The sequence below is a fragment of the Noviherbaspirillum pedocola genome, from assembly GCF_016632335.1.
In the GTDB taxonomy this organism is placed as follows: domain Bacteria; phylum Pseudomonadota; class Gammaproteobacteria; order Burkholderiales; family Burkholderiaceae_D; genus Noviherbaspirillum_A; species Noviherbaspirillum_A pedocola.
Genome location: NZ_JAEPBG010000008.1, coordinates 42,666 through 64,825 on the forward strand (window position 1 = coordinate 42,666; position 22,160 = coordinate 64,825).

General features: G+C 63.6%; 18 protein-coding genes and 1 tRNA gene. 10 read left to right on the forward strand and 9 right to left on the reverse strand.

Going from position 1 to position 22,160, the window contains the following annotated elements; genetic code table 11:
* Nucleotides 1-5 precede the first annotated feature (5 nt).
* Nucleotides 6-1,715: a ShlB/FhaC/HecB family hemolysin secretion/activation protein gene (locus JJB74_RS18115; protein WP_200594098.1), complete on the reverse strand. Its 1,710-nt coding sequence runs from the start codon at nt 1,713-1,715 to the stop codon at nt 6-8.
* A 217-nt stretch (nt 1,716-1,932) separates the two neighbouring features.
* Between JJB74_RS18115 and JJB74_RS18120 the strand changes: the two genes are divergently transcribed.
* On the forward strand, nt 1,933-2,124 hold the full coding sequence (locus tag JJB74_RS18120; protein WP_200594099.1) for a hypothetical protein: 192 nt from the start codon (nt 1,933-1,935) through the stop codon (nt 2,122-2,124).
* Between the two features lie 9 nt (nt 2,125-2,133).
* Here the strand turns inward: JJB74_RS18120 and glf are convergent, their stop codons facing one another.
* The 3 genes from glf to JJB74_RS18135 all read right to left on the reverse strand — a co-directional run bounded on the left by glf (nt 2,134) and on the right by JJB74_RS18135 (nt 6,384).
* Nucleotides 2,134-3,285 carry a UDP-galactopyranose mutase gene (gene glf / locus JJB74_RS18125; protein WP_200594100.1) on the reverse strand — a complete coding sequence of 384 codons (1,152 nt, stop codon included), beginning with the start codon at nt 3,283-3,285 and terminating at the stop codon, nt 2,134-2,136.
* Nucleotides 3,286-3,474: 189 nt separating this feature from the next.
* Entirely contained in the window at nt 3,475-4,800 is a 1,326-nt protein-coding gene (locus tag JJB74_RS18130) for a dicarboxylate/amino acid:cation symporter (protein ID WP_200594102.1), read from the reverse strand.
* A 261-nt stretch (nt 4,801-5,061) separates the two neighbouring features.
* Nucleotides 5,062-6,384, reverse strand: a complete 1,323-nt coding sequence (locus tag JJB74_RS18135; protein ID WP_200594104.1) for an Nramp family divalent metal transporter — start codon at nt 6,382-6,384, stop codon at nt 5,062-5,064.
* Between the two features lie 513 nt (nt 6,385-6,897).
* On the opposite strand from JJB74_RS18135, the gene JJB74_RS18140 reads away from it, so the two are divergent.
* The 4 genes from JJB74_RS18140 to JJB74_RS18155 all read left to right on the forward strand — a co-directional run bounded on the left by JJB74_RS18140 (nt 6,898) and on the right by JJB74_RS18155 (nt 10,466).
* Nucleotides 6,898-8,181, forward strand: a complete 1,284-nt coding sequence (locus JJB74_RS18140; RefSeq protein ID WP_200594106.1) for a hypothetical protein — start codon at nt 6,898-6,900, stop codon at nt 8,179-8,181.
* A gap of 170 nt (nt 8,182-8,351) precedes the next feature.
* Entirely contained in the window at nt 8,352-9,305 is a 954-nt protein-coding gene (locus JJB74_RS18145; protein ID WP_200594108.1) for a GGDEF domain-containing response regulator, read from the forward strand.
* 90 nt (nt 9,306-9,395) lie between these two features.
* Nucleotides 9,396-9,713, forward strand: a complete 318-nt coding sequence (locus tag JJB74_RS18150) for a hypothetical protein (protein ID WP_200594110.1) — start codon at nt 9,396-9,398, stop codon at nt 9,711-9,713.
* Nucleotides 9,714-9,797: 84 nt separating this feature from the next.
* Complete coding sequence (locus JJB74_RS18155) at nt 9,798-10,466, forward strand: YbhB/YbcL family Raf kinase inhibitor-like protein (RefSeq protein WP_200594112.1); 669 nt, start codon at nt 9,798-9,800, stop codon at nt 10,464-10,466.
* A gap of 858 nt (nt 10,467-11,324) precedes the next feature.
* Here the strand turns inward: JJB74_RS18155 and JJB74_RS18160 are convergent.
* From JJB74_RS18160 to selB, 5 genes are all read right to left on the reverse strand, one after another.
* Nucleotides 11,325-11,639, reverse strand: a complete 315-nt coding sequence (locus JJB74_RS18160; RefSeq protein WP_200594114.1) for a BON domain-containing protein — start codon at nt 11,637-11,639, stop codon at nt 11,325-11,327.
* A 240-nt stretch (nt 11,640-11,879) separates the two neighbouring features.
* Entirely contained in the window at nt 11,880-12,827 is a 948-nt protein-coding gene (locus tag JJB74_RS18165; protein ID WP_200594116.1) for a cation diffusion facilitator family transporter, read from the reverse strand.
* Between the two features lie 71 nt (nt 12,828-12,898).
* Nucleotides 12,899-13,771, reverse strand: coding sequence for a c-type cytochrome (locus JJB74_RS18170; RefSeq protein WP_200594118.1), 873 nt, complete (start codon nt 13,769-13,771; stop codon nt 12,899-12,901).
* A gap of 28 nt (nt 13,772-13,799) precedes the next feature.
* A tRNA-Sec gene (locus JJB74_RS18175) sits at nt 13,800-13,889 on the reverse strand.
* Between the two features lie 216 nt (nt 13,890-14,105).
* Nucleotides 14,106-16,049 (reverse strand): selenocysteine-specific translation elongation factor, encoded by a 1,944-nt coding sequence (gene selB / locus JJB74_RS18180; RefSeq protein WP_200594120.1) that lies wholly within the window; start codon nt 16,047-16,049, stop codon nt 14,106-14,108.
* 284 nt (nt 16,050-16,333) lie between these two features.
* Between selB and JJB74_RS18185 the strand changes: the two genes are divergently transcribed.
* The 5 genes from JJB74_RS18185 (at nt 16,334) to JJB74_RS18210 (ending at nt 22,103) form a co-directional block, all read left to right on the forward strand.
* Entirely contained in the window at nt 16,334-16,579 is a 246-nt protein-coding gene (locus JJB74_RS18185) for a hypothetical protein (RefSeq protein WP_200594122.1), read from the forward strand.
* Nucleotides 16,580-16,665: 86 nt separating this feature from the next.
* Complete coding sequence (gene fdh / locus JJB74_RS18195) at nt 16,666-19,788, forward strand: formate dehydrogenase (RefSeq protein WP_325170143.1); 3,123 nt, start codon at nt 16,666-16,668, stop codon at nt 19,786-19,788.
* Nucleotides 19,778-20,689: a 4Fe-4S dicluster domain-containing protein gene (locus tag JJB74_RS18200; protein ID WP_200594128.1), complete on the forward strand. Its 912-nt coding sequence runs from the start codon at nt 19,778-19,780 to the stop codon at nt 20,687-20,689. Before fdh ends, JJB74_RS18200 begins: the two co-directional genes overlap by 11 nt.
* On the forward strand, nt 20,686-21,768 hold the full coding sequence (gene nrfD / locus JJB74_RS18205; protein WP_200594130.1) for an NrfD/PsrC family molybdoenzyme membrane anchor subunit: 1,083 nt from the start codon (nt 20,686-20,688) through the stop codon (nt 21,766-21,768). The genes JJB74_RS18200 and nrfD overlap by 4 nt, the downstream gene beginning before the upstream one ends.
* Nucleotides 21,765-22,103, forward strand: coding sequence for a hypothetical protein (locus JJB74_RS18210; protein WP_200594132.1), 339 nt, complete (start codon nt 21,765-21,767; stop codon nt 22,101-22,103). Before nrfD ends, JJB74_RS18210 begins: the two co-directional genes overlap by 4 nt.
* The last annotated feature ends 57 nt before the right edge of the window (nt 22,104-22,160 follow it).

Consider the following 22,160-nt stretch of genomic DNA (forward strand, 5'->3'; position numbering starts at 1 on the left):
AAAGCTCAAATGGCAAGGTTCAGGCGCAGCCAGGTCTGGCTACCCTCGCGCGGCAGGAAGTCCGGTTGCGACAACGCGCGCGCATGGAAGAAATCGAAGGAAAGGCGCCGCATGCTGCCGGCAACGCCGAGCGCCACGCCGCGCAAGTGGCCGCCGGGCACGCCGGCAGCCTGATTGCTGACTGCACCAAGATCGAAACCGGCATACAGCCGCAGCGGCAAGAGCTGGCCGGCGGCCTCCAGTGTCGGGCGCCACGCGATTTCATTGCGCGCATACCAGCCGCTGTCGCCCGACAGCGTACTTTTGGAAAAGCCGCGCACGCTGTAGACGCCGCCGATCAATTGCTGCTCGCTGCCGTACAGCGCCTGGCGCGTCCACTGGCCGCTCCACTGCGTGGAGAATTCCGCGTTGACGCTGCCGAGCTGCAGCGGGCGGAACCAGGAAAACTCGTAGTGCAGCTTGCCGAATTGCGCGTGCGGCGCGTCGCCTGGCAGGTCGGCTGCGTCGCGCAGCGCGCCCAGCATCGACAGGCCGCGCACATAGGCCAGCGCGCCGCTGGCCGCGCCGCCGGCCACACGGGCGCTGGCGCTGGCTTCGACATCGAACAGCGTGAGCCGGCGGCTGGAGACGCCGAGCAATTCATCCTCGAGATAATTGCGGCTGGATTTGCCGGCCAGCCCGGTCGAGAGCACGGCGCGCGTGCCGCCGTCGCGATACACCACGCGCTGCAGCCTCAGGTTGTAGCCATCGCTGTCGCCATGAAAGCGCAGCGGCGTGCCGTTGGGCGTGGTCACCCCGGTGGCATAGCGGGAGGCGAAGACCGAGGCGCTCAGCGTGGAATAACCGAGCGGCAGCAGGAAGCTGAAACTGTCGGCGCTGGATGCGCGGCGCTGCGAGTCATAGGGTTGCGAGCGGCGATGGGTGTAAATCATCAGCTCGTTCAAGCCGAGCAGGCGGTCGGCGGACAGGCTGAAGGACAACTGGTTGCGGCCGGTGCTGTCCGAGCCGTAGTTGTCGGCGCCGATCATGGCATGCAGCGGCCGCGTCGGCTCATTGATGATCAGCACCCGGCTCGATCCAGGCGCGTCGCCGGGCTGGATGTCGAGCTGCACATTGTTCGAGGAAAGCCGATTGAGTTGCTCGATGCCCTGCTCGAAGTCGCGCAGGTTCAGCAATTCGCCTTCGGCCGGGAACACCAGTCCCGGCCGGATGCTGCCCGTGCCGCCATCGCGCAATTCAATCGTTCCTATCACGCCTTCGACCACCAGGATTTCCAGCCGGCCCCGCGACAAATCCTGAGACGGCAGGTAAGCGCGGGTGGTGATGTAGCCGCGTTCGATGTAATCCCGGGTGATCTCCGCGAGGATGGCTTCGATCTCCGCTACGCCCAGGCAGCGCTGCGCGTAGCGCCTGCCGATATCCTCGCGCGCCTTCGCCGAGAGATGCGGCGCGCCCTGAATATCGATGCTGTCGATCTGATGGCAGGAAGGTCCGGCGGCGGAAGCATCCACGCGCGGCGTGGGAATGACTGGCGCGACTTGCGGGGCGGGACGCTCGCGTATGGCCTGGTCGATGTCGCGCTGGATGCGTTCCTCGCTCTGCCGCTGCAGCACATCGGCCTGACGCGCCACTTCGGCGGCCGGCGTCTGCGCATGGGCAATGGGATGAGAGAACAGACAAACCAGGGACAACACGAACAGGATGGTTTTCACCATGGGAAGGCTCCAGGCTCGAAAAGAGGGAGGGGTGAAGCCAACCGGTGGAAAGCGTGAAGCACCTGCGGGATGTGTTCGGTTGTCGCTTCAAGGCATGGGTAACCCCGAAACAGTGCGGGTTCAGGCTGAGGCTATTGCAGGGCCGCGATACAAAATGTCACATACCGTGCGATTGTCGGCACCTATACTGAAAATTCCTTACTTCCCTGGACTTTCCATGAGTTGCCAAATTTTGCGGCTGGACCCAAGCAAGCGGCGCAGCACTCCTGCGGAAACCGAGTTGCCGGCCTATTCGGCGATGACTGCCGATGGCGTGATGGCCTTTCCGGCGCAGCGCCGGCAGGCGGAGGTGGTGGAGTGCGAAGAAATGGAACAGCGCCGCCGCCTGCGCGAGGCGGGTCGGCGCTAACGAGGCCGCTTAGCCGAGCGGATCAACGAGGAAGGCGGGCATGGTTTCGCCGGTCGATGCGCCGGCAATGAAGCGCTCGGCCACGTCCAGCGCCTCGGCGATGGTGATGTGCATGTCGAGATAACGGTAGGTGCCGAGCCTGCCGACGAAAGTAATGCCGCTTTCGCGCTTGGCCATCTCGATGTACTGGCGCAATTGCGACTTTTCATTGGCCAGCCGGATCGGGTAATACGGCGTGTCGTTCTCTTCGCAGTAGCGGCTGTATTCCTTGAAGATCAGCGTCTTCTCGTGGCGCTCCCACGGCGAGAAATGCTTGTGCTCGGAAATGCGGGTATAAGGCACTTCCTCGTCGCCGTAATTGATCACCGCATTGCCCTGGTAATCGCCTTCATGCCGCTCGGCGTGGAAATCCAGGGTGCGATAGCCGAGGCGGCCTTCGCTGTAGCCGAACCAGGCATCGATCGGGCCGCTGTAGAACACGTGGTCGTAACCGCCCGCTTCGGTCCTGCTGATCTTCGTGTTCAGGTGCACCTGGATGTTCGGATGGTCGAGCATCTTTTGCACGATGTGGGTGTAGCCGTGGCGCGGCATGCCCTGGTAGGTGCTGGGGTAGTAGTTGTCGTCGTAGTTGAAACGCACCGGCAGGCGCTTCAGGATCGATGCCGGCAGCTGCGACGGATGCATGCCCCACTGCTTGGTGGTGTAGCCCTTGAAGAAGGCTTCGTACAGTTCGCGACCGACGAAGCGCAGCGCCTGTTCTTCGAAAGTCTGCGGATCGGTGATGCTGGCATCGCCGACCGACGCCATGAAGGTTTCGGCCTCGCGCGGATTGAATGTCTTGCCGAAGAACTGGTTGATCGTCAGCAGATTGATCGGCAGGCTGAACACCCGGCCGCGGGTGACTGTCTTGACCCGATTCACGAAAGGCATGAATTCATCGAACTGTTGCACGTAATTCCATACCTTCTCGTTGCTGGTATGGAAGATGTGCGGCCCGTAGGCATGCACCATCACATTGGTCGCTTCATCGCGCTCGGTATGGCAATTGCCCGCCACATGGGAGCGGGCATCGAAAACATCGAGCTGGTAGCCAGCCTTGGCGGCTTCATGGGCAATCACCGCCCCGGAAAAGCCCGCGCCGATCACAGCAATTTTTTTCACGTGTCGCCTTTGAAATAGAAGGAAAAACCGAAGGCGTTCATCGCCCAAATAAGGTAATTCGATTTTATTTGCCGGCCGTTCGGCATGGCTTGATTGCAAACAGTGAAGCGAATCGCAGCGCAACAGTGATGGGAATCGCACAAGAAAAAAGGCGGCCAAGGCCGCCTTTCGGGATGATTGATGCAGCAATCAATGGGACTGTGGCATGTGCGCTTCGCTCAGATCGAGCACCTTTTCCGGCTCGTCCGCTTCGGCTGGCGTCTCATTGTTCAGCGCCATGCGCAGGCGCTCCATGTCGACCTCGTTGTTCCACTTGCCGACCACGATGGTAGCCACGCCATTGCCGACCAGATTGGTCAGCGCACGCGCTTCGGACATGAAACGGTCGATGCCGAGTATCAGCGCCAGACCGGCCACCGGCACGCCGCCCACCGCCGACAGCGTGGCGGCCAGCACGATGAAGCCGCTGCCGGTCACGCCAGCTGCGCCCTTGGACGTCAGGAGCAGCACCGCGAGCAGGGTCAATTGCTGGGTCAGCGTCATCGGCGTGTCGGTCGCCTGGGCGATGAACACCGCGGCCATGGTCAGGTAGATCGAGGTGCCATCAAGGTTGAAGGAGTAGCCGGTCGGAATTACCAGACCCACCACCGACTTCTTCACGCCGGCGTTTTCCATCTTGGCCATCATGCGCGGCAGCACCGATTCCGAGGACGAGGTGCCGAGCACGATCAGCAATTCCTCGCGGATGTAGCGCACGAATTTCCAGATCGAGAAACCGTGGAAACGCGCCACCAGGCCGAGCACGACGAAGACGAACAACAGGCAGGTCATGTAGAAGGCGCCCATCAGCTTGCCCAGCGACAGCAGCGAACCGACGCCATATTTGCCGATGGTGAATGCCATCGCGCCGAAGGCGCCGATCGGCGCGGCCTTCATGATGATGCCGACGATGCCGAACAGCACATGCGAAAACTTTTCAATGAAATCGAACACCAGCGTGCCGCGGCCGCCGAAGCGATGCAGCGCGAAACCGAACAGGATCGCAATCAGCAGCACCTGCAGGATTTCGCCCTTGGCGAAAGCATCGACCATGCTGCTCGGAATGATGCCCAGCAGGAAGTCGACCGTGCCTTGCATCTTGCCCGGCGCGGTGTAAGCCGCGATGCTCTTGGTGTCGATTGCCGCCGGGTCTACATGCATGCCGGCCCCGGGCTTGAGCACGTTGACGATCACCAGGCCGATAACCAGCGCAATGGTGCTGAAGATTTCAAAGTACAGCAGCGCCAGGCCGCCGGTCTTGCCGACCTTCTTCATGTCTTCCATGCCGGCGATGCCGAGCACCACGGTGCAGAAAATCACCGGGGCAATGATCATCTTGATCAGCTTGACGAAGCCATCGCCGAGCGGCTTCATCGCTGCGCCGGTTTCGGGATAGAAGTGCCCGATCAGTACGCCGATCAAAATGGCGCATAGCACCTGAATGTAAAGCGATTTGTAGAGAGGTTTCCGTGTCATCCTGACCGCCCATGCGTGGTTATCGATAGCATTGCCGGTCATCCCGATACAGCAGGCGATGCTGTTCTTTGATCGGCGAATGCATCCGTTTTTAACGAGCGCGGATTGTGACAAGCGGTCATTCCAGCGACAACTGTGGACATCCACATCGGCACCGCGCCATCCGCAGGCCATCGTTTCGCCGCTCCCCCGTGCTGTTCGCAGCGAACGATCACCGACGTTTAGAGAGCGCCGCGCCGCTGGCGGTTCCGTTGGACCGCCTCAGTCCTGCAGCAGCCGCAGCAGTAGCATCACGTTCATGCCGATCAAAAGCGCGGCGATGACGCCCGCTGTCCATGCCATCCAGCGCGGATTGGCAAACGCACCCATGTGCCGGCGGCTGCTGGTGTAGCGGATCAGCGGCACCATCGCGAATGGCAGTTGCAGGCTGAGAATCACCTGGCTGGCGACGAGCATGCGGCTCACGCCGGTCTCGCCATACCAGAAGGCTGCTGCCAGCGCCGGCACGATGGCGAGGCTGCGCGTCAACAGGCGTCGCTTCCAGACCGTCATCTTCAGGCGCAGAAAGCCTTCCATCACGATCTGCCCTGCCATCGTGGCCGTCAGCGTCGAGCTTTGTCCTGAGGCCAGCAGCGCCAGCGCGAACAGGAAACTGGCCGCGCCGCTGCCCAGTAGCGGCGCGAGCAGACGGTGCGCATCGGCGATTTCAACGACGTCGGTATGGCCACGGGCATGGAAGACCGCGCTGGAGACGATGAGGATCGCGGCATTGACGAGGAAGGCGAACACGAGGGCGATGATGACATCGGCAGTCGCGAATTTCAGCGCTTCGCGCTTGCCTGCGCCGGTGCCGCGGTTGCCGCGTCTTTGCACGATCGAGGAATGCAGATACAGGTTATGCGGCATCACGGTCGCTCCGATGATGCCGGTGGCCAGATACAACATTTCCGGGTGCGCCAGCGCCGTGGGCGCCGGCACCAGGCCGCCGGCAACCGCGCTCCACTCGGGCTGCGCCAGGATCAGCATGATGCCGAAGCAGCAGAAAATGACGGTCAGGAGCGCGATGATGAAAGCTTCCAGCCAGCGCATGCCCTTGCCCTGCAGCCACAGCACCAGCACCAGCAGCGCATCGAGCGCGGTCAAGGCTACGCCCAGAGTCAGCGGCACGCCGAACAGTAGTTTCAGGGCGATCGCCGTGCCAATGACTTCGGCCAGATCACAGGCGCAGATCGCGACTTCGCACGCCAGCCATTGCGCGATGGCGCTGCCTCGCGAGGAATTGGCGCGGCCAATCTGCGCCAGGTCCATGCCGGTGACGACGCCGAGGCGCACCGCCAGCGTTTGCAGCAGCATCGCCATCAGGCTCGAGGCCATGACCACCCAGAGCAGCGAGTAACCGAAGCCGGAACCGGCGGCAAGATCGGTGGCCCAATTGCCCGGGTCCATGTAGCCGACGGCAACCAGGTAACCCGGCCCCATGAAGGCGAGCAGGCGTCGCAATGGATGCGGCGCGGCGGAACCCCGGCCGCCCCTGCGCACGGCGCCGGCATCCAGGGCGCCGGATTCGGAAGGCGGCGGCGTCATGGCAAGGGCATCCTTGCCGCAGTGCTTTCCGCAGTGAGCTCTTCATCGGGGAAGAGGCGTCGCGCACGCCATGGCATGTCCGGTCGCTGCGCTGAATTCTCGCGGGGGCGGGCCAGGCCAGGCTGACGGCTGCTTCCAAACATGTTCTCTCCTTGCCGGTGGGACCGATCCGCGTCAAGCGCGTTCTCGACACGAAGCGTCAAGCTTAGTCAGTTGGACAAGCCGGCTGTATCGGACAGCACCTGATACGCCTGTAAGACCAGCGATGACAGGCGAGTGTCATGCCGGCACCGCATTTCCCGCGTTTTCGCAAGCTGGTGGGTACGACGTTGGGCACGAAGATCGGCTTACTGAAACGAAGAAATACTGATCGGCAACAAATCTAGATCGCGGCGAGCTTTGCAAAATTGAAACTGCACATTAGGCTTTCGAAGCTCGCATCGCGCCGCTCAGTGCCCTATCCAGCAGTGCACCATCCGGCGCGGCGCATCAATAACAACAAGAGGGGAAACCATGACGCAGCATCCGCGTTACGGCATGCCGGACATCGGCGATTTTGCGCAGACTGAAGCGAGGCCCTTCGCCTTGCGGCGCATCGCCGTGCTCGCGCCGGACGATGCACCCGGGCTTGCCGCATTGCGCGAGCGTCTCGGCGATTGGACCAGCCTCTACGCGGAACATCACGCCGCCGGCTTCACGCTGCCGCACAGCGAAGCGCTGCCGGCGGTGTTCGACCGCATTCTCGAACGGCATGCCAGGCAGCCCTACGACGCAGTGCTGCTGCTCGACGGTCGCGCTGATGCGCTCGGCATCGCCGAGTCGATGCGCATGATCCCGGAGCAGATACGGCGCATGCCTATCCCGGTGTGGAGCGCCATCGCCGAAGACGATGGCAATACGGAAATCGGCGATGTCGCCGCGCGCACTTTCGCTTCGCCCGCTGCGCTGTTCAAGGCGCTGCAGCGTTGGCTCGACAGCGCTGCCGAGCCGCCGGTTTCCACGCCGGTGCAATGGCTGCCGGTGCCGGTTGCCGCCGGTGCGGGGATGGAGGCAACCGCTGCACCGCGTGCACGCACCCATCCACTGGTGCTGTGCGCGGCGGGTGCGGTGATCCTGGCCAGCATGACGGCGATTGCCGCCATGCTCGGCGTCCTGCCCGATTTGCGCGGCGCTCCCGTAGCGCCGCCGGCCACAGTACCCGCCCCGGCTGCCCAAGCCTATGCCGCGCCGACACCAAAGCTGTTGCCCAGCGCCGACATGGCGGTTGCCGCGTCCCCGACGTCTTCGCGGCCAGCGCCGGGCGTCGGATCCGAGCCGGCGCCTGCGGCGCGCGCAGCGGATCGGGCTGCAACGGTTGTCACCTCTTCATCCCCGGCCAGCACTGTCTCGGGCTCCGGGACCGCCGCCGCGGAACCGGCGGTGCTGTCGACACCGGCAAGCCAGCCGCCGGCCGCGGCGCCCGTCCTTGCGCCACAGGCCGAGCCGGCTGCGCCGGAAGCCTTGCCGGCATCCCCGGCCGAGCGTGAGCGCCCGAAAGCTGCCGCGGCCGGCCCGCCGCGCACGGCGAAACATATCGCACGCCGGAAAGCGAAACAGGAACATGCCACGCTTGCCCAGGCGCAAGCGCCGCATTCCCGTTCACCGGGCAGCGACGAAATACCCGAAATCCGATTCACCGGAACCAAGACACGTGCACAGGTGGTTGCGGAATTGCTAGCGTCGCGCCGCGCAGACACAGCGCAGGCCAACCCGGATATCCCGGCGCCGCCGCACACCAGAGCACGATTCAAACGTTGATGAAAATCATCGTGATACGCGGAAACACACGAACTTTTTCTGTGGAAACATGTCCTAGTTGTTCCCGGGCATGCTATGTGGTCAGGCGCACAAACGACCGCATGAAATAACGTTATCTTTCCCGTTTTGCCCCGCCGGAAAGCTTTAATTTCAGTGAGAACAGACAAAGCATGATCCCTGCAGACGAACTTCGAAACGCAAAAATCCTGGTAGTCGACGACTGCGAGGACAATGTTTTCATGCAGATGGAAATATTGCGTCTTGCCGGCTACAACGAGGTCAGCTCCTGCCGGGACCCGAGCGAAGTGGTGTCGCTGCATGTGCGCAACAGTTACGACCTGATTCTGCTCGACATGCACATGCCTGGCATGAATGGCCTGGAAGTGATGGAACGACTGCGCGAAGTGGAAAAAGATTCGTATCTGCCGGTGCTGGCCATCACTGGCGACCGCAACTTCAAGATTGCCGCATTGCAGGCCGGCGCCCGCGACTTCCTGACCAAGCCGTATGACATGACCGAATTCCAGATGCGCATCCGGAACATGCTGGAAGTTCGCCTGCTGTACAAGAAAGTCGCGGAGCAGGGGCGCCTGGAGAAGGAAATGGCGCTGCACGATGCGCTCACCGGCCTGCCGAACCGCAGGCTGTTGGTCGATCGCATAGAAAAGTCCATGCAGCATGCCAGCCGCGGCCACAACATGATGGCCGTGATGTACCTGGACCTGGATGGTTTCAAGGCGGTCAACGATACCCATGGCCATGGCTGTGGCGACGAGCTGCTGAAGAACGTCGCCGACCGTCTGCGCCGCGCCACCCGCAAGGAAGACACCGTGGCCCGCATCGGCGGCGATGAATTCGTCATCGTGCTGTCGGACATCGCCCATGTCGACGATGTGCTGCGGCCGGCGTCGAAAATCCTGCGTTTTCTGTCCACGCCCTTCGACGTCGCCAGTGTAACGGTGAGCGTCAGCACCAGTATCGGCATCGCTTTTTATCCGGGGGATGGCAACGATGTCGAGGAACTGATTTCGCGCGCCGACCGCGCGCTGTACGACGCCAAGCGTGGCGGCAAGAACCGCTATCACTTCAGCGACGTGCCGGTTTTACTCGGCGCGGCGATGTAAGTACAGGCGTAGCCAGGAGGCGTGTGGTTTCTCTACGGAAACATTTGCGCTAGAATACGGGCGACCAAATCCGCCCAAATTCCTCACTCCATGCGTCGCTGCCTGCCTTACCTTCTCCTTTTTCTTTCCCCGCTTTGCCAAGCCGAATGCGCACTCAGCCATTCGGATAACGGCACGTTATCGATCTCGGTCGCCGGCAACGGCCCGTGCTTTCGTTCGCAGGAACAGCGCGCCGCATTCGCGCAAGACTTCAAGACGGCGGTGCGCACCGAGCTGTCCGATTCCTCAAACCCGCAGCGCAAGCCGGTGCACGACAGCCATGCGGCGCTGACCGGCTTTGATCATCTGCGTCGTCAATCCGAAGTGTTGAACGGACACGGTCCGATCTATTACGGCCAGCGACGCTGAGGCTGCCCGACAGGAACTTCACCCGGCGGTCGCGCTCTACTTTGTCAATACGGCAATTCGCCAAGATGACACGGAGCCTCCGCCATGCTGGAAAAACTTCCCGACATGCTCGGCCACGCGCTGCGCGACCAGCGCGCCGGCCTGGACCAGATTGCTTTTAATCGCATCAGTGCCGGCGCCGGCACCGCCGCGCTGCAGATGCGCAGCCTGGCATTCGTCGACCATGGGCCGATCCCGGCGCAGTACACCGCCGATGGCGCAGGCATATCGCCGCCACTGGAATGGTTCGGCGTGCCGCCCGGCACGGCATCGCTGCTGTTGATCGTGGAAGATGCCGACGCGCCGACGCCGCATCCGCTGGTGCATGCCATCGTTCTCGATTTGCCGCCTGCGGACGGCACGCTGCCCGAAGGCGCATTGAAGAGCCCGGACCATGCGGGCCAGGGCTATCACACCGGGCGCAATTCTTACCTGCGCACCGGCTGGCTGCCGCCCGATCCGCCGCCTGGCCATGGCGTGCATCGCTATTGTTTTCAGCTGTTTGCGCTGGATGTCCAGCCCGAGTTGTCCGGCACGCCCGGCCGCGATGCGGTGCTCGACCTGCTGCGCCAGCATGCGATTGCCAGCGGTGTTCTGATCGGCAGCTATACCCGCGCGGATGGTTCGATACCGGTGGCGGCCGATGCGGTGGGAGGCACGACAGTGACGCCGGTTGCGGACACCGAGCCGCCGGCGGGGGCGCAGCCGGGGTAATGGTGGGGCCTGGGCCTGGGCCTTGCAGTTGCAGTTGCCTTTGCAGTTGCAGTTGCCTTTGCAGTTGCAGTTGCCGTTGCTTTTAATCCCGTTGATCGCGCCGTGGCGCCGGGCCTTGAAGCGGATAAGGTGCGGCGTCTGTCTGAGCGAAGCGCAGCGTAGCGAGTTTAGCCGCGCCCCGCTTCAGGGTCCGGCGACACGGGGACCCCGCGCAGCGGGGCGCGATCTCCGGGGCGCCTTTTCTTGGTTACTTCTTTTGGCGAGCAAAAGAAGTGACCCGGCTGCCGGGCCGGGACCCGGCTAGTTCGCCAAGCGCGATGGCCGTTTCGGGTCACCGGGCCTAAAAACTTCGATCGGGCGGGCCTTTCAATCCAAACCTCAATCAACGCGACGACGACCAAGGCAAGAGCCCGCCCCTTCAACGACATCACTCCGGTGATGCAATACGTTCAGCGCCCCCTCGACCTAGCCGGGTCCCGGCCCGGCAGCCGGCCTACTTCTTTTGCGCGCCAAAAGAAGTAGGCAAGAAAAGGCGCCCCGGAGATTGCGCCCCGCTGCGCGGGGTTCCCGTGCCGTCGACGCCCGGAGCGGGGCGCGGCTAAACTCGCTACGCTGCGCTTCGCTCAGACAGACGCCGCACCTTATCCGCTCCGGGCATCGTCGTCACGGCGCAATCAACGGGGTTAAAGACAAAGGCAACAGCAACGGCAACGGCAACGGCAACGGCAAAAGCAAATCAGGTATGCAGTCGCTTCGTAGGGTGGGCGCAGCCCACGCGGTTGTTCGAGCCTTCACCGCGTGGGCTGCGCCCACCCTACGGGCCTGCGAAGCCGACAAGCTCCGCAAGCCATCACATGATCACGAACGCGGCTTCACACGCAGATTGTTGTCCACCTTTTCCACACCCTTGACCTGTGCGGCGGCGCGGCCAGCGGCCATGCGCTGCTGCTCGTTGTCGACGAAGCCGGACAGCATCACGGTGCCGCGATAAGTGTCGACATTGATTGCCAGCGCATTGCCCAGGCCCTCGGTCTTGGCCAGCTGGGTCTTCACCGTGGCATTGACTTTCGCGTCGTCGACGGTTTCGCCGGTGGAGCGCTGCGTCGGCGTGGACGAGCACGCGGCCAGGGCCACGGACAGCAACAGGGTCGCGATGATGTTTTGCTTTTTCATGATTTCCTCCTTGATGTTTCGATGATGGTGACGGCTGCCGCGACGCTTGTCGGCATCGCCGCCGCTGTTTCATGTAGAGCAGAAAGCATGCCACCGTCGAAAAGCCGGCAAAGCCCGTTGCGCACTGGGTGTTCACGGCCTCGCAAAACCGCATCACGTCCGTTTGGACAAAGAGGTATTACAAGACCGGTAATCTTTACAGGTGGCATGCGCCCGGGTTACGACCACTTCGCTGGATACTCATGCCGCATTGGCCTGCATACCCAGCCTCTGCGCCTGCTCATGCACCGCGACTGGATTCGATTCGATGTAGATGCGCCGGATGCGTTCGAAACGCGCGCGTATGGCCGACTCCAGCCGCCGTACAGATGCCGTCATCTCTTCGGACGACAAGGTATCTTCGAACTCGATATCGAGCGTAAGCAGCACTTCCTCGGGTCCGAGATACATCGACAGCGGATAACCAACCGCCCGCACCGTCGCATCGTCAAGCGCCATGAGCCGTATCGTGTGCGCGGTGTCGGTGCTGATGCCTTCGCCGATCAGCAGTCCGCGGCTTTCATAGATCAGCAATATCGCCACACCGGCCAGCAGCACACCGATGGCCAAAGATGCTGCGCCATCGAGATCAGGACGGTTGAAGTGGTGGCTCGCAAACACACCGAGCGCGGCAAGCCCGAGGCCGGCGAGCGCGGCGGCATCCTCGGCGACCACGGTGAAGGTGCTCGGGTCCTTGCTGTTATGCAGCGCCGTGAAGAAGCCCTGCTCGCCCTTGCTCTTCCAGACCTCGCGCACGCCGATGGCGAAGCTGATGCCCTCGAATACCGTGGAGGCGGCCAGCACGATGTAATTCCACATCGGGTCCTTCAGCGGTTCGGGATGACGCATGTGCTGCAGGCCTTCATAAATCGACATGCCGCCACCCAGGCCGAACACCAGCACCGCGACGATCAAACTCCAGAAATACTGCTCGCGGCCATAGCCGAAAGGGTGCGCTGCATTCGGCTTGCGCTCGGACAGCTTCATGCCGAACAGCAGCAGCAGATCGTTGCCGGTGTCGACGGTGGAATGGATGGCTTCGGACAGCATCGCCGAGCTGCCGCTGATGCCGGCGACGATGAATTTGGTCGTGGCGATCGCCACGTTGCCAGCGATGGCCGCGAAGACCACGATGCGCGATTCAGCCATGCATGCCTGTCCCGTTGATGAGGAATAGCTTTACGACCGGCACACGGTGCGCACGGTTCCGCGACACATCGCTACCTCTTGTCCAGGGTGTACAGGTAGGCCGCGATATCGCGCGCGTCTTTCTCCTTCACCTGCAGATTGGGCATGGCCGACTGCGGATCGATCGCCTGCGGATCCCTGAGCCAGCGCACCATGTTGTCCGGCGTGTTGATCAGCACGCCGCCGATATAGCGCCGGTGAGCGATGTCGGACAGATCCGGCCCGACGTTCTTGTCGGCGCCGGCGATGCCCGGAATGACATGACAGGTGGCGCACATGTACTGCGCGATCGCGTGCTTGCCGGCTTTCGGATTGCCGTCGCCGGAAAGCTGCGCCTGCGCCACCACATTGCGCATCGCCGCCGGCTTGTTCTGCGGCGAGGGCGGTTCCTCTCGCTTGTAGTCCATCGGCGAGATGCTCGGCATCGCCTTGGTGAATGCGGTCAAGTCCCAGATCTCGCGGTCGGTGAGTCGATATTCCCAACCGGGCATGCCGCTCATCTTCACGCCGTGGCGTATCACCCAGTACACCTCCTTCGCCGGCCAGTCGCGGCCCGGCTCGACCAGGTTCGGCGGCTCGGGACGCATCGACAGCGCGATCGCCTCGGGCCCGACGCCCGGGCCGCCATGGCACTTCGCGCAATGCTCCTTGTACAAGGCCATGCCGGCGGCGATGCGTTCACCGCTGCCGAGGTCCTCCGGCGCCTCGATGTGATGGATGCGCGCCTTGACTGAGCGCTGCATTGCGTAATGCAGCACATAGACGGCAAGCGCCGTGTGCTCCTTGGTCGCGGCTACGTTGAACACACCCGCATAGATGAAGGCCGCCGCGCCAAGCACGCCCGCAATCACGAGCGCGCCCAGTGTCGCGAAAACGGTCTGGATCACGATATGCGCGTTTTTCATCGCTGTCTCCCTGCGGTTCGACATAGGGCGGAGGGGGATGGGAATCGAACCCACAACCCGCCTACGGCAGGCCACTGGTTTTGAAGACCAGGGAAGCCACCAGACCTCAGCCACCTCCGTGTGATGACGAAACAAGGATTTGCAACATGGCGACAATCTGCATTATTGGCTGGCATTCGTTTCCTGTCCCAAGTACATGCGTCCCACAACGACACTCCGCAAACCCGCTGATCGCAAGCAAGTGCATCGGTGCAGCGTCGTTGCATCGGCATCTCCATTGCCCGCGCATCGCCGCAAGCCATTGCAGCGGCTCGGGCTCCGTTCCGACAACACTTCATGCGCCCTCCCCTGACCTCGCCGCGGCGCCAGCTTGCAGCCCCTCACGCAACACCCGAATATCGCCATTGCGACGCGTGAAGCCGGCGGCATCGAGATGCGCCAGCAGCGGCACCGTGAACTTGCGCGTGGAACCGAGCAGGCCGCGCGCCTCGGAAACCGTGAAACGCGCCGGCGCCGGATAGGCGCTGCGTATGCGTGCCTTCGCCGCTTCGATGGCCTCGCGGTGAAAGGCGATGCGCTGCCCGGGTAACTGGCCCGTGAGCAGCAGGATGCGTCCCTGCTCCACCAGCATGTGGAACAGTGCCGCACTGGCGCGCTCGATGGTGTAGTCCTCAACATCCGGCGGCGTCACACCACCCTGCAGGAAATGCGCTTCGATCTGCTCGGCCCGCCCCCTCGCCTTTGCATCCAGCGCCGCAAACGGATCATGGCCGGGCAGCCATGCCAGCCCGTTGCCGAACGCGATGTTGCCGCTGGACGCCAGGCCACGCAGGATGGACTTGAACAGCTTGTCATCGACCTCGCGCGGCAGGCTGGCGCGGCAAAGCGGCAGCGGTGCGCCGGCACGCGCCGGCTCGCGCCGATGGAAGTCGCGCAGGCAGGCCAGCAGTGCCTCGCACAGCGCATCGTGATGCTGAAGATGCAGCACAGTCGCGCCATGCAAGCGCGCGTAGCCGTCGATTGCCGCTCGGGCAGCATCACTGTCGCAGCCGAGCATCTCAGCGATGCGCGGCAGCGGCATGCCGGCAATGCCGCTGCCGCGCAGGCGCTCGGCAAGCGCTTCATCGCCGCGGCCGCGCGCCAGTACCGCCAAGCGCTGCCGCACGGCGCCGTCGCCGCGGCGATGGCGGCCCGCGGCGACATCGAGGAGCCGCCCGCCGCCCAGCGTCGCTGCAGGCGATTCGCGCCGCAGGATAAAGGCTTCGCCAGCGGCCGCGGCAACAGGCCTGGCAGTGCGGAGTTGCCCAAGTCCAGCCTCGCCGGGGGCGAGCGTCTCCTTGCCCAGCAGCCGCACCCGCGCCGCGACATCGGTCGCGCCGAACAGCAGGCGCAGCGTCTGCCCGTTGGCAATCGGCGCCGGCGCATCGGGGGTGACGCGTATCTCGGCGTCGAGCCATTCACCGAGCTTCAACAGGCCTGGCGCGGCCAGCACATCGCCGCGCGTCACGTCCTGCGGCTTCACATGGCGCAGGTTCACGCCGACGCGCTGACCCGCATGGACCATGTTCACCTCGCGCCCGTGCATTTCGAGCTGGCGCACCGTGGCGCGCCGGCCTGAAGGCATCAGCTCTAGTTCTTCGCCGATGGCAATACGCCCGGCGCGCAAGGTGCCGGTAACGATGGTGCCGTGGCCGGGCAGGCTGAACACCCGGTCGATCGGCAGATAGCCGCGTGCAAGGGAGGGCGCGGCATCCTCATGCGCGAGGAGCAGGCCGCGCAGCGCCGCCTTGAGCTCGGCGATGCCTTCGCCGCTAATAATTGATGTCGCCACTGCCGGCGCGAATTCCAGCGGCGTTCCCTTCAGCCGCATGCGCAGCCGGCGCAGCAGCGCATCGCGTTCGGCACCAGGCACAAGGTCACTCTTGGTGATCGCGATCACGCCGCGCGACACGCCGATGAGTTCAATGATGGCCAGGTGCTCGAGCGTCTGCGGCTTGATGCCCTCGCGCGCATCGACCACGAGCAAGGCCGCATCGATGCCGGTTGCGCCCGCAATCATCGTGCGCACGAAGGCTTCATGCCCCGGCACATCGATCACATCGACGATGCCTTCTTCGAAGCCCAGCCATGCAAAGCCGAGCACGATGGACATGCCGCGCTCTTTCTCCTCCTTCAACCGATCGGTGTCAGTGCCGGTAAGCGCTCGTACCAGGCTGGTCTTGCCATGGTCGACGTGGCCGATCACGCCCAGCGTCAGGTGCGCATTGCCGCCGTTCATGCGGGCATGCTCCACGCGCACTCAAGGCAGCGCAAAGCAGTTTGAATCAAGGAAACAGACGAGGCACAAGCGTGTAAATTTTTCATAGTTTTGTACAAAGCTACTTGCGACAAGGTGAATTGCCACGGCGCATTTGCAGAACATGCACACGCAATCGCCTGCATACGCTGCAGATCATCGAATGCCCCGTTGTTTGTTGGTCAGGTGCACTGCAAATTCCACACCATATCGGCGGGCATGCGTCTTGCACCGCAAGGCGGATATCTCGACATGGGCAAGCAAGCATGGATACCCACGACGGCGTCATCACGCTCGTACAGGAACATCGTTTTCATTTGACCGGCGAGGACGGCAGCCACCGGCTCTTCATCCTTGCGCATAACGCGCCGCTGGAGTGGCGTGACCTCGAAAGCTTCGAGCGCAGCGGCAGTCATGTGCGCGTGCGCTACGACGCGGCGCCGGGCATGATCGCCCGCACCGCGCATGATGTCGTCGAAATTGAACAGCTACATCAAGGAAACCCAGCATGACCAAGAACCACACCACGCCGGCACGCCGCCTTGCCGGTTTCCTGAAGGACTGGTCGCTGCCCCGCCAGGCCGCCGGTCAGGACCCGATGTCCAAGGCGGCCAAGAGCAGCATGTCGGAAAAGCTGCGTCCGCGGCTGGAAGAGGCCGATACCGTGGGCACCAGCATCTGCCCGTATTGCGCGGTCGGCTGTGCGCAGCTGGTGTATGCGAAGTCGGGAAAGATCATTCACATCGAAGGTGACCCGCGCAGCCCGATCAACCAGGGCACGCTGTGCCCGAAGGGTGCGGCCACCTTCGGCTGGGCCACCAGCGAAGCGCGCATCAACCGCGTGCTGTACCGCGCGCCGCACGGCGAGCGCTGGGAAGAACGGCCGCTGGACTGGGCGATGGACCGCATTGCGCATCTGGTCAAGCAAACCCGCGATGAGACCTTCGTCGAAAAGCTGCCCAGCGGCGAGACCGTGAACCATACGCTGGGCATAGGCTCGCTTGGCGGGGCCACGCTGGACAATGAAGAAAACTATCTGCTGAAGAAGCTCTTCTCCGGCGGGCTCGGTATGGTCTGGATCGAAAACCAGGCACGAATATGACATAGCTCCTCGGTGCCCAGTTTGGGTACCACCTACGGTCGCGGCGCCGCCACCATGCCGCAATGGGATCTCGCCAACTCGGACGTCGTGCTGGTGATGGGATCCAACATGGCTGAAAACCATCCGATCGCCTTCCGCTTCGCGCTGCAGGCGAAGGATCATGGCGCGACCATCATCCATGCCGATCCGCGCTTCACGCGCACCTCGGCCATGGCCGACATCTATGCGCCGGTGCGCGCGGGCAGCGACATCGCTTTCCTCGGCGGCATCATTCGCTACATACTCGAGAACGATCTCTGGTTCCGGGATTACGCGATGGCCTATACCAACCTGTCGACCATCATCGACGAGCGCTTCCGCGATGCGAGCGAACTCGACGGATTGTTTTCAGGCTGGGACAAGGAAGGCCGCAAATACACCTATGACAGCTGGCAGTACAAGGGCATGGTGGTGCCGTCCTCGCTGGCCGAGCATTACGTCAGCACCACCGAGTCGTTCAGCGACGGCACCAAGCGCATGACCGAAGGGCCGCCGCAGCGCGATGAAACGCTGCAGCATCCTTTCTGTGTGTACCAGATCCTCAAGCGCCATTACGCGGCTTATACGCCCGAGATGGTCGAGGAAGTGACCGGCTGCCCCAAGGAGACGTTTCTGCGCGTGGCCGAAGCGCTGGCGAAGAATTCCGGGCGCGAGCGCACCGGCGCGATCTGCTATGCGGTCGGCTGGACGCATCACACCACCGGCGTGCAGATGATCCGTGCGGCCGGCATCATCCAGTCGCTGCTCGGCAATACCGGCCGGCCCGGCGGCGGCATCCTGGCGCTGCGCGGCCATTCCAGCATCCAGGGATCGACCGACATACCGACCCTGTACAACCTGCTGCCCGGCTACCTGCCGCAGCCGCAGGCCTTCAAGCCGCATGCCACGCTGAAGGGCTACCTCGAAGTTGAAACCACGCCGACCGGCTGGTGGTACAACTTCCCGAAGTACATGATCAGCCTGATGCGCGCCTGGTACGGCGATGCAGCGACGCCGAAAAACGAGTGGGGCTATCAGTGGCTGCCGAAAAACGTTGGCGATCATTCGCAGCTGCCAATGACCCTGGCCATGCGCGACCGGCTGATCCGCGGCATGTTCATCATCGGCCAGAACCCGGCGATCGGCGGCAGCAACTCGGCGCAAACGGTGCAGCGCGGCCTGGCCAATCTCGACTGGCTGGTGGTGCGCGACTTTACCGAGACTGAGACCGCATCGTTCTGGTATGCCGGGCATCCGGTGAAGGCCGGCGACATCGCGCCGAAGGATATCGCCACCGAGGTGTTCCTGATGCCGAGCTCGCTGGCTGCCGGCGAGAAGGAAGGCACTTTCACCAACACCCATCGCCTGGTGCAATGGCATGACAAGATCGTTGACGCCCCCGGCGACAACCGCTCGGACCTGTGGTTCGTGCATCACCTCGCCAAGCGCCTGAAAGCGCTGTATGCCGACAGTACCAAGCCGTGCGACGCGGCGATCCAAAACCTCACCTGGGACTATGGCGAAAAGGGTGAGCATGCCGATTGCGCGGCCGAGGATGTGCTGAAGGAGATGAATGGCTACACCTGGCCGCAGAAGCAGCAGATCGAGTCGTTCCAGGATCTCAAGGACGATGGCTCTACCGCCTGCGGCGCCTGGATCTATACCGGCGTCTATCCGAAGGAAGACCACAACCAGGCGCAGTCGCGCAAGCCGGACGGGCCCGACGGCCCGGGCACACATCTCGGCTGGGCTTTCGCGTGGCCGGCGAACCGGCGCACGATGTACAACCGCGCCGCTGCCGATCCCGAAGGCAAGCCATGGTCCGAGCGCAAGAAGCTGACGTGGTGGGACGAGGCCAAGAGCGAATGGCAATGCCTGGACGCACTCGACTTCGAGCCGAAAAAACGGCCGGATTACCAGCCGGACTGGAACAGCAAGCCGCAAGGCATGGATGCGCTCTCAGGCTCGGAGCCGTTCATCATGATCGCCGACGGCAGGTCTTCGCTGTTCGTGCCTTCGGGCCTGAAGGATGCGCCGCTGCCCACGCATTACGAGCCGGTGGAGTCGCCGGTGAAGAACCCGATGTATGCGCAGCAGGACAACCCGACCGCTAAGAAATTCGAGCGCGAGTACAACGTCTACCATGCGCCGGCCGATCCGCGTTATCCGTATGCCTTCACCACCTACCGCCTGACCGAGCATCATTCCGGCGGCACGCCGACGCGCTCGGTGGCTTCCACCGCCGAGCTGCAGCCGGAAGGCTTCGCCGAGATACCGACCGAGCTGGCGCAGGATCTCGGCATTGCCAACCTCGACTGGGTGGTGCTGTCGACCGCGCGCGGCGAAATCGAAACCAAGGCCATGGTCACCGACCGGCTGCGGCCGTTCCAGATCGATGGACGCCGCATCTATCAGATCGGCATGCCCTTCCATTTCGGCTGGGCGGGCTTCGCCACCGGCGACATCGCCAATGTGCTGTCCTCGGTGGTCGGCGATCCGAACACCTCGATCCACGAAGGCAAGGCCTTCACCTGCAATCTGCGCCCGGGTCGCTTGCCCAGCAATCCGCACCCCGGCGCCGGAGGAAACGATGGAGCTTAAGGACAGAATGACCGAGCACCAGGAATCGGTGATGCATCATCCGATACCGAATGAATCCGAACTGACCGCGGGCGTAACGATCACGCCGGGCAGGCGTTACGGCTTCTTCACCGATACCACGCGCTGCATCGGCTGCAAGGCTTGCGAAGTCGCGTGCAAGGAATGGAACGGCCTGCCGGCCGACCATCTGTCGCTGTCGGGCATGAGCTATGACAATACCCGCGCGTTGTCGGCCAATACCTGGCGCCATGTAGCCTTCATCGAAAAGCTTGAGGACGGCGGCGCACGGCCCACGGCTATGCCGCCCTATCAAAGCCACTGGCTGATGATGAGCGACGTCTGCAAGCACTGCGCCAATGCCGGCTGTCTCGAAGCCTGCCCGACCGGCGCGCTGTTCCGGACCGAGTTCGATACCGTCGTGGTGCAGCAGGACATCTGCAATGGCTGCGGCTATTGCGTGCCGGCCTGCCCGTTCGGCGTAGTGGAGTTGTCCGAGATCGATGGGAAGGCGCACAAGTGCACGCTGTGCTACGACAGGCTCAAGGGCGGCATGGAACCGGCCTGCGCCAAGTCCTGTCCGACCGATTCGATACAGTTCGGCGAAATCCCGGAGCTGCATGCGCGCGCGGCCAGGCGCGTCGAACAGCTGCACGACATGGGCGTGACGAGCGCCTATCTGTACGGCACCCCGGGCGCGCCCGGCGCCACCGGCGGCATTGAAGAGCTGAACGCCTTCTTCCTGCTTACCGACCGGCCGCAGGTCTACAACCTGCCCGAAGCGCCGACGCTGCCGCGCACACGCATCGCGCCGGCGCTGATGACGGGCATCGCCACGATGGCCGGCCTCGCATTGGCCGCCGCGGCGATGCTCTCCGGCGGCGCGAAGGAGAAAGGCGCATGAACGCGAAGATACCGACGCCATTGACCGAGCTGTCGCCGTATCCGCTGCCGCCGACACTGCAGTCCGAACCGCTGCCGGGAGTGCCGCTGGAACAACCGCAGGCCACATCCACGCCGTATGACGGCCCGACCTATTACGGCCATCCCGCTGTGAAGCCGGCCGGCTACGGCGCGCTGGTGTGGGGCTACACCTGGGTCGCGGGACTGGCCGGCAGCGCGCAGATCATCGCCACGCTGGCCGACTTCACCGGCCGCTCGCGCTATGCCAGCCTGGTGCGCAATGCCCGCTATCTCGCCAGCGGCGCCTCGATCGTCGGGCCGGTGCTGCTGATCGCGGACCTGCATACGCCGCAGCGCTGGTACAACATGCTGCGCATCTTCCGCAAGACTTCGCCGATGTCGATCGGCTCGTACATCCTCACCAGCTTTTCCGGCTTCACCGGGCTGACTGCGATTGCGCAATTCTTCAAGAGTCCGCGCCGACGCTGGACGCGGACGCTGGCGCGCGCCGCGCAACTGCCGGCCGGCCTGACCGGCGTTGGCATGAGCACCTATACCGGCTCGCTGATTTCAGCGACCAGTTCGCCGACCTGGGCAGCGCAGCCGCGCCTGATCAGCGCGCGCTTCGCCTGTTCGGCGATGGCCAGCGCGGCGGCGGCGCTGTCGCTGTCCGAGCGGGCATTCGACGATGCGCGCAATTGCGACGCGCTGGACAACATCGCGCTGGTGGCGACGCTGGCCGGCACCGCGCTGTCGCAAGCCTCGGAAAACGACTACCGGGTCGAGGGCCTGGACGGCGTGATGCACAAGGACAGTGCCACCGCGACCTACAACAGCCTGTCGGAAAACCTTGGCCACCTGCTGCCGCTGGTGTGCTTCGGCCTGGCCGGCCTGGCGCCCAAGCGCGCGCGCGGCCTGTCCGCGCTGGCTTCGCTGGGCATACTCGCGGGCGGCATGATGATGCGCGCCGGGATATTCCGCGCCGGCAATGAGTCGGCGAAGCGGCCGCAGGATTACTTTCAGCTCACGCGCCCGGAGCGCCTGCCGGCCTCCGAAGCGCCGGCAATGGGAGACGCATGATGGACGCGACGATGCAATCCTATGCGCCGCGCGAGGCGCTGAAAGCGGTGGTGGCGAAGCTCGATGCGATCGACGGCATGCGCCATGACAAACCGCAGCAAGCGCATGCCGAGTTCGGCCATGCGGCAACGATGTTGATCGATGCGCGCAACGATGTGATTGGCCGCCTGCGCGACGGCAAGGGCGCTGCCGGTGAACGCTTGCTGCGCGATCTGAACAGCCTGGTGAGCCTGGCGGTGAGCATTGAATATCCGCTGTCGGGCTTCCATTGGCCGCGGGTCAAGGCCTTGCGGGATGGGCTTGCGCACCTGGCGGGAGAGGCAGCGCATGCGTAGATCTAGGTGACTAGCGCAGTGCGCCGACTTCAGCAGACGGCTGAAGCATGCGAGGCC

Coding starts and splice junctions, on each gene's coding strand:
- JJB74_RS18200 (WP_200594128.1), top strand. CDS start 19,778: ATGGAGCTTAAGGACAGAATGACCGAGCACCAGGAATCGGTGATGCAT.
- JJB74_RS18140 (WP_200594106.1), top strand. CDS start 6,898: ATGACGCAGCATCCGCGTTACGGCATGCCGGACATCGGCGATTTTGCG.
- JJB74_RS18185 (WP_200594122.1), top strand. CDS start 16,334: ATGGATACCCACGACGGCGTCATCACGCTCGTACAGGAACATCGTTTT.
- JJB74_RS18170 (WP_200594118.1), bottom strand. CDS start 13,771: ATGAAAAACGCGCATATCGTGATCCAGACCGTTTTCGCGACACTGGGC.
- JJB74_RS18145 (WP_200594108.1), top strand. CDS start 8,352: ATGATCCCTGCAGACGAACTTCGAAACGCAAAAATCCTGGTAGTCGAC.
- JJB74_RS18155 (WP_200594112.1), top strand. CDS start 9,798: ATGCTGGAAAAACTTCCCGACATGCTCGGCCACGCGCTGCGCGACCAG.
- JJB74_RS18150 (WP_200594110.1), top strand. CDS start 9,396: ATGCGTCGCTGCCTGCCTTACCTTCTCCTTTTTCTTTCCCCGCTTTGC.
- JJB74_RS18135 (WP_200594104.1), bottom strand. CDS start 6,384: ATGACGCCGCCGCCTTCCGAATCCGGCGCCCTGGATGCCGGCGCCGTG.
- JJB74_RS18130 (WP_200594102.1), bottom strand. CDS start 4,800: ATGACACGGAAACCTCTCTACAAATCGCTTTACATTCAGGTGCTATGC.
- JJB74_RS18120 (WP_200594099.1), top strand. CDS start 1,933: ATGAGTTGCCAAATTTTGCGGCTGGACCCAAGCAAGCGGCGCAGCACT.
- JJB74_RS18165 (WP_200594116.1), bottom strand. CDS start 12,827: ATGGCTGAATCGCGCATCGTGGTCTTCGCGGCCATCGCTGGCAACGTG.
- JJB74_RS18115 (WP_200594098.1), bottom strand. CDS start 1,715: ATGGTGAAAACCATCCTGTTCGTGTTGTCCCTGGTTTGTCTGTTCTCT.
- selB (WP_200594120.1), bottom strand. CDS start 16,049: ATGAACGGCGGCAATGCGCACCTGACGCTGGGCGTGATCGGCCACGTC.
- nrfD (WP_200594130.1), top strand. CDS start 20,686: ATGAACGCGAAGATACCGACGCCATTGACCGAGCTGTCGCCGTATCCG.
- JJB74_RS18160 (WP_200594114.1), bottom strand. CDS start 11,639: ATGAAAAAGCAAAACATCATCGCGACCCTGTTGCTGTCCGTGGCCCTG.
- JJB74_RS18210 (WP_200594132.1), top strand. CDS start 21,765: ATGATGGACGCGACGATGCAATCCTATGCGCCGCGCGAGGCGCTGAAA.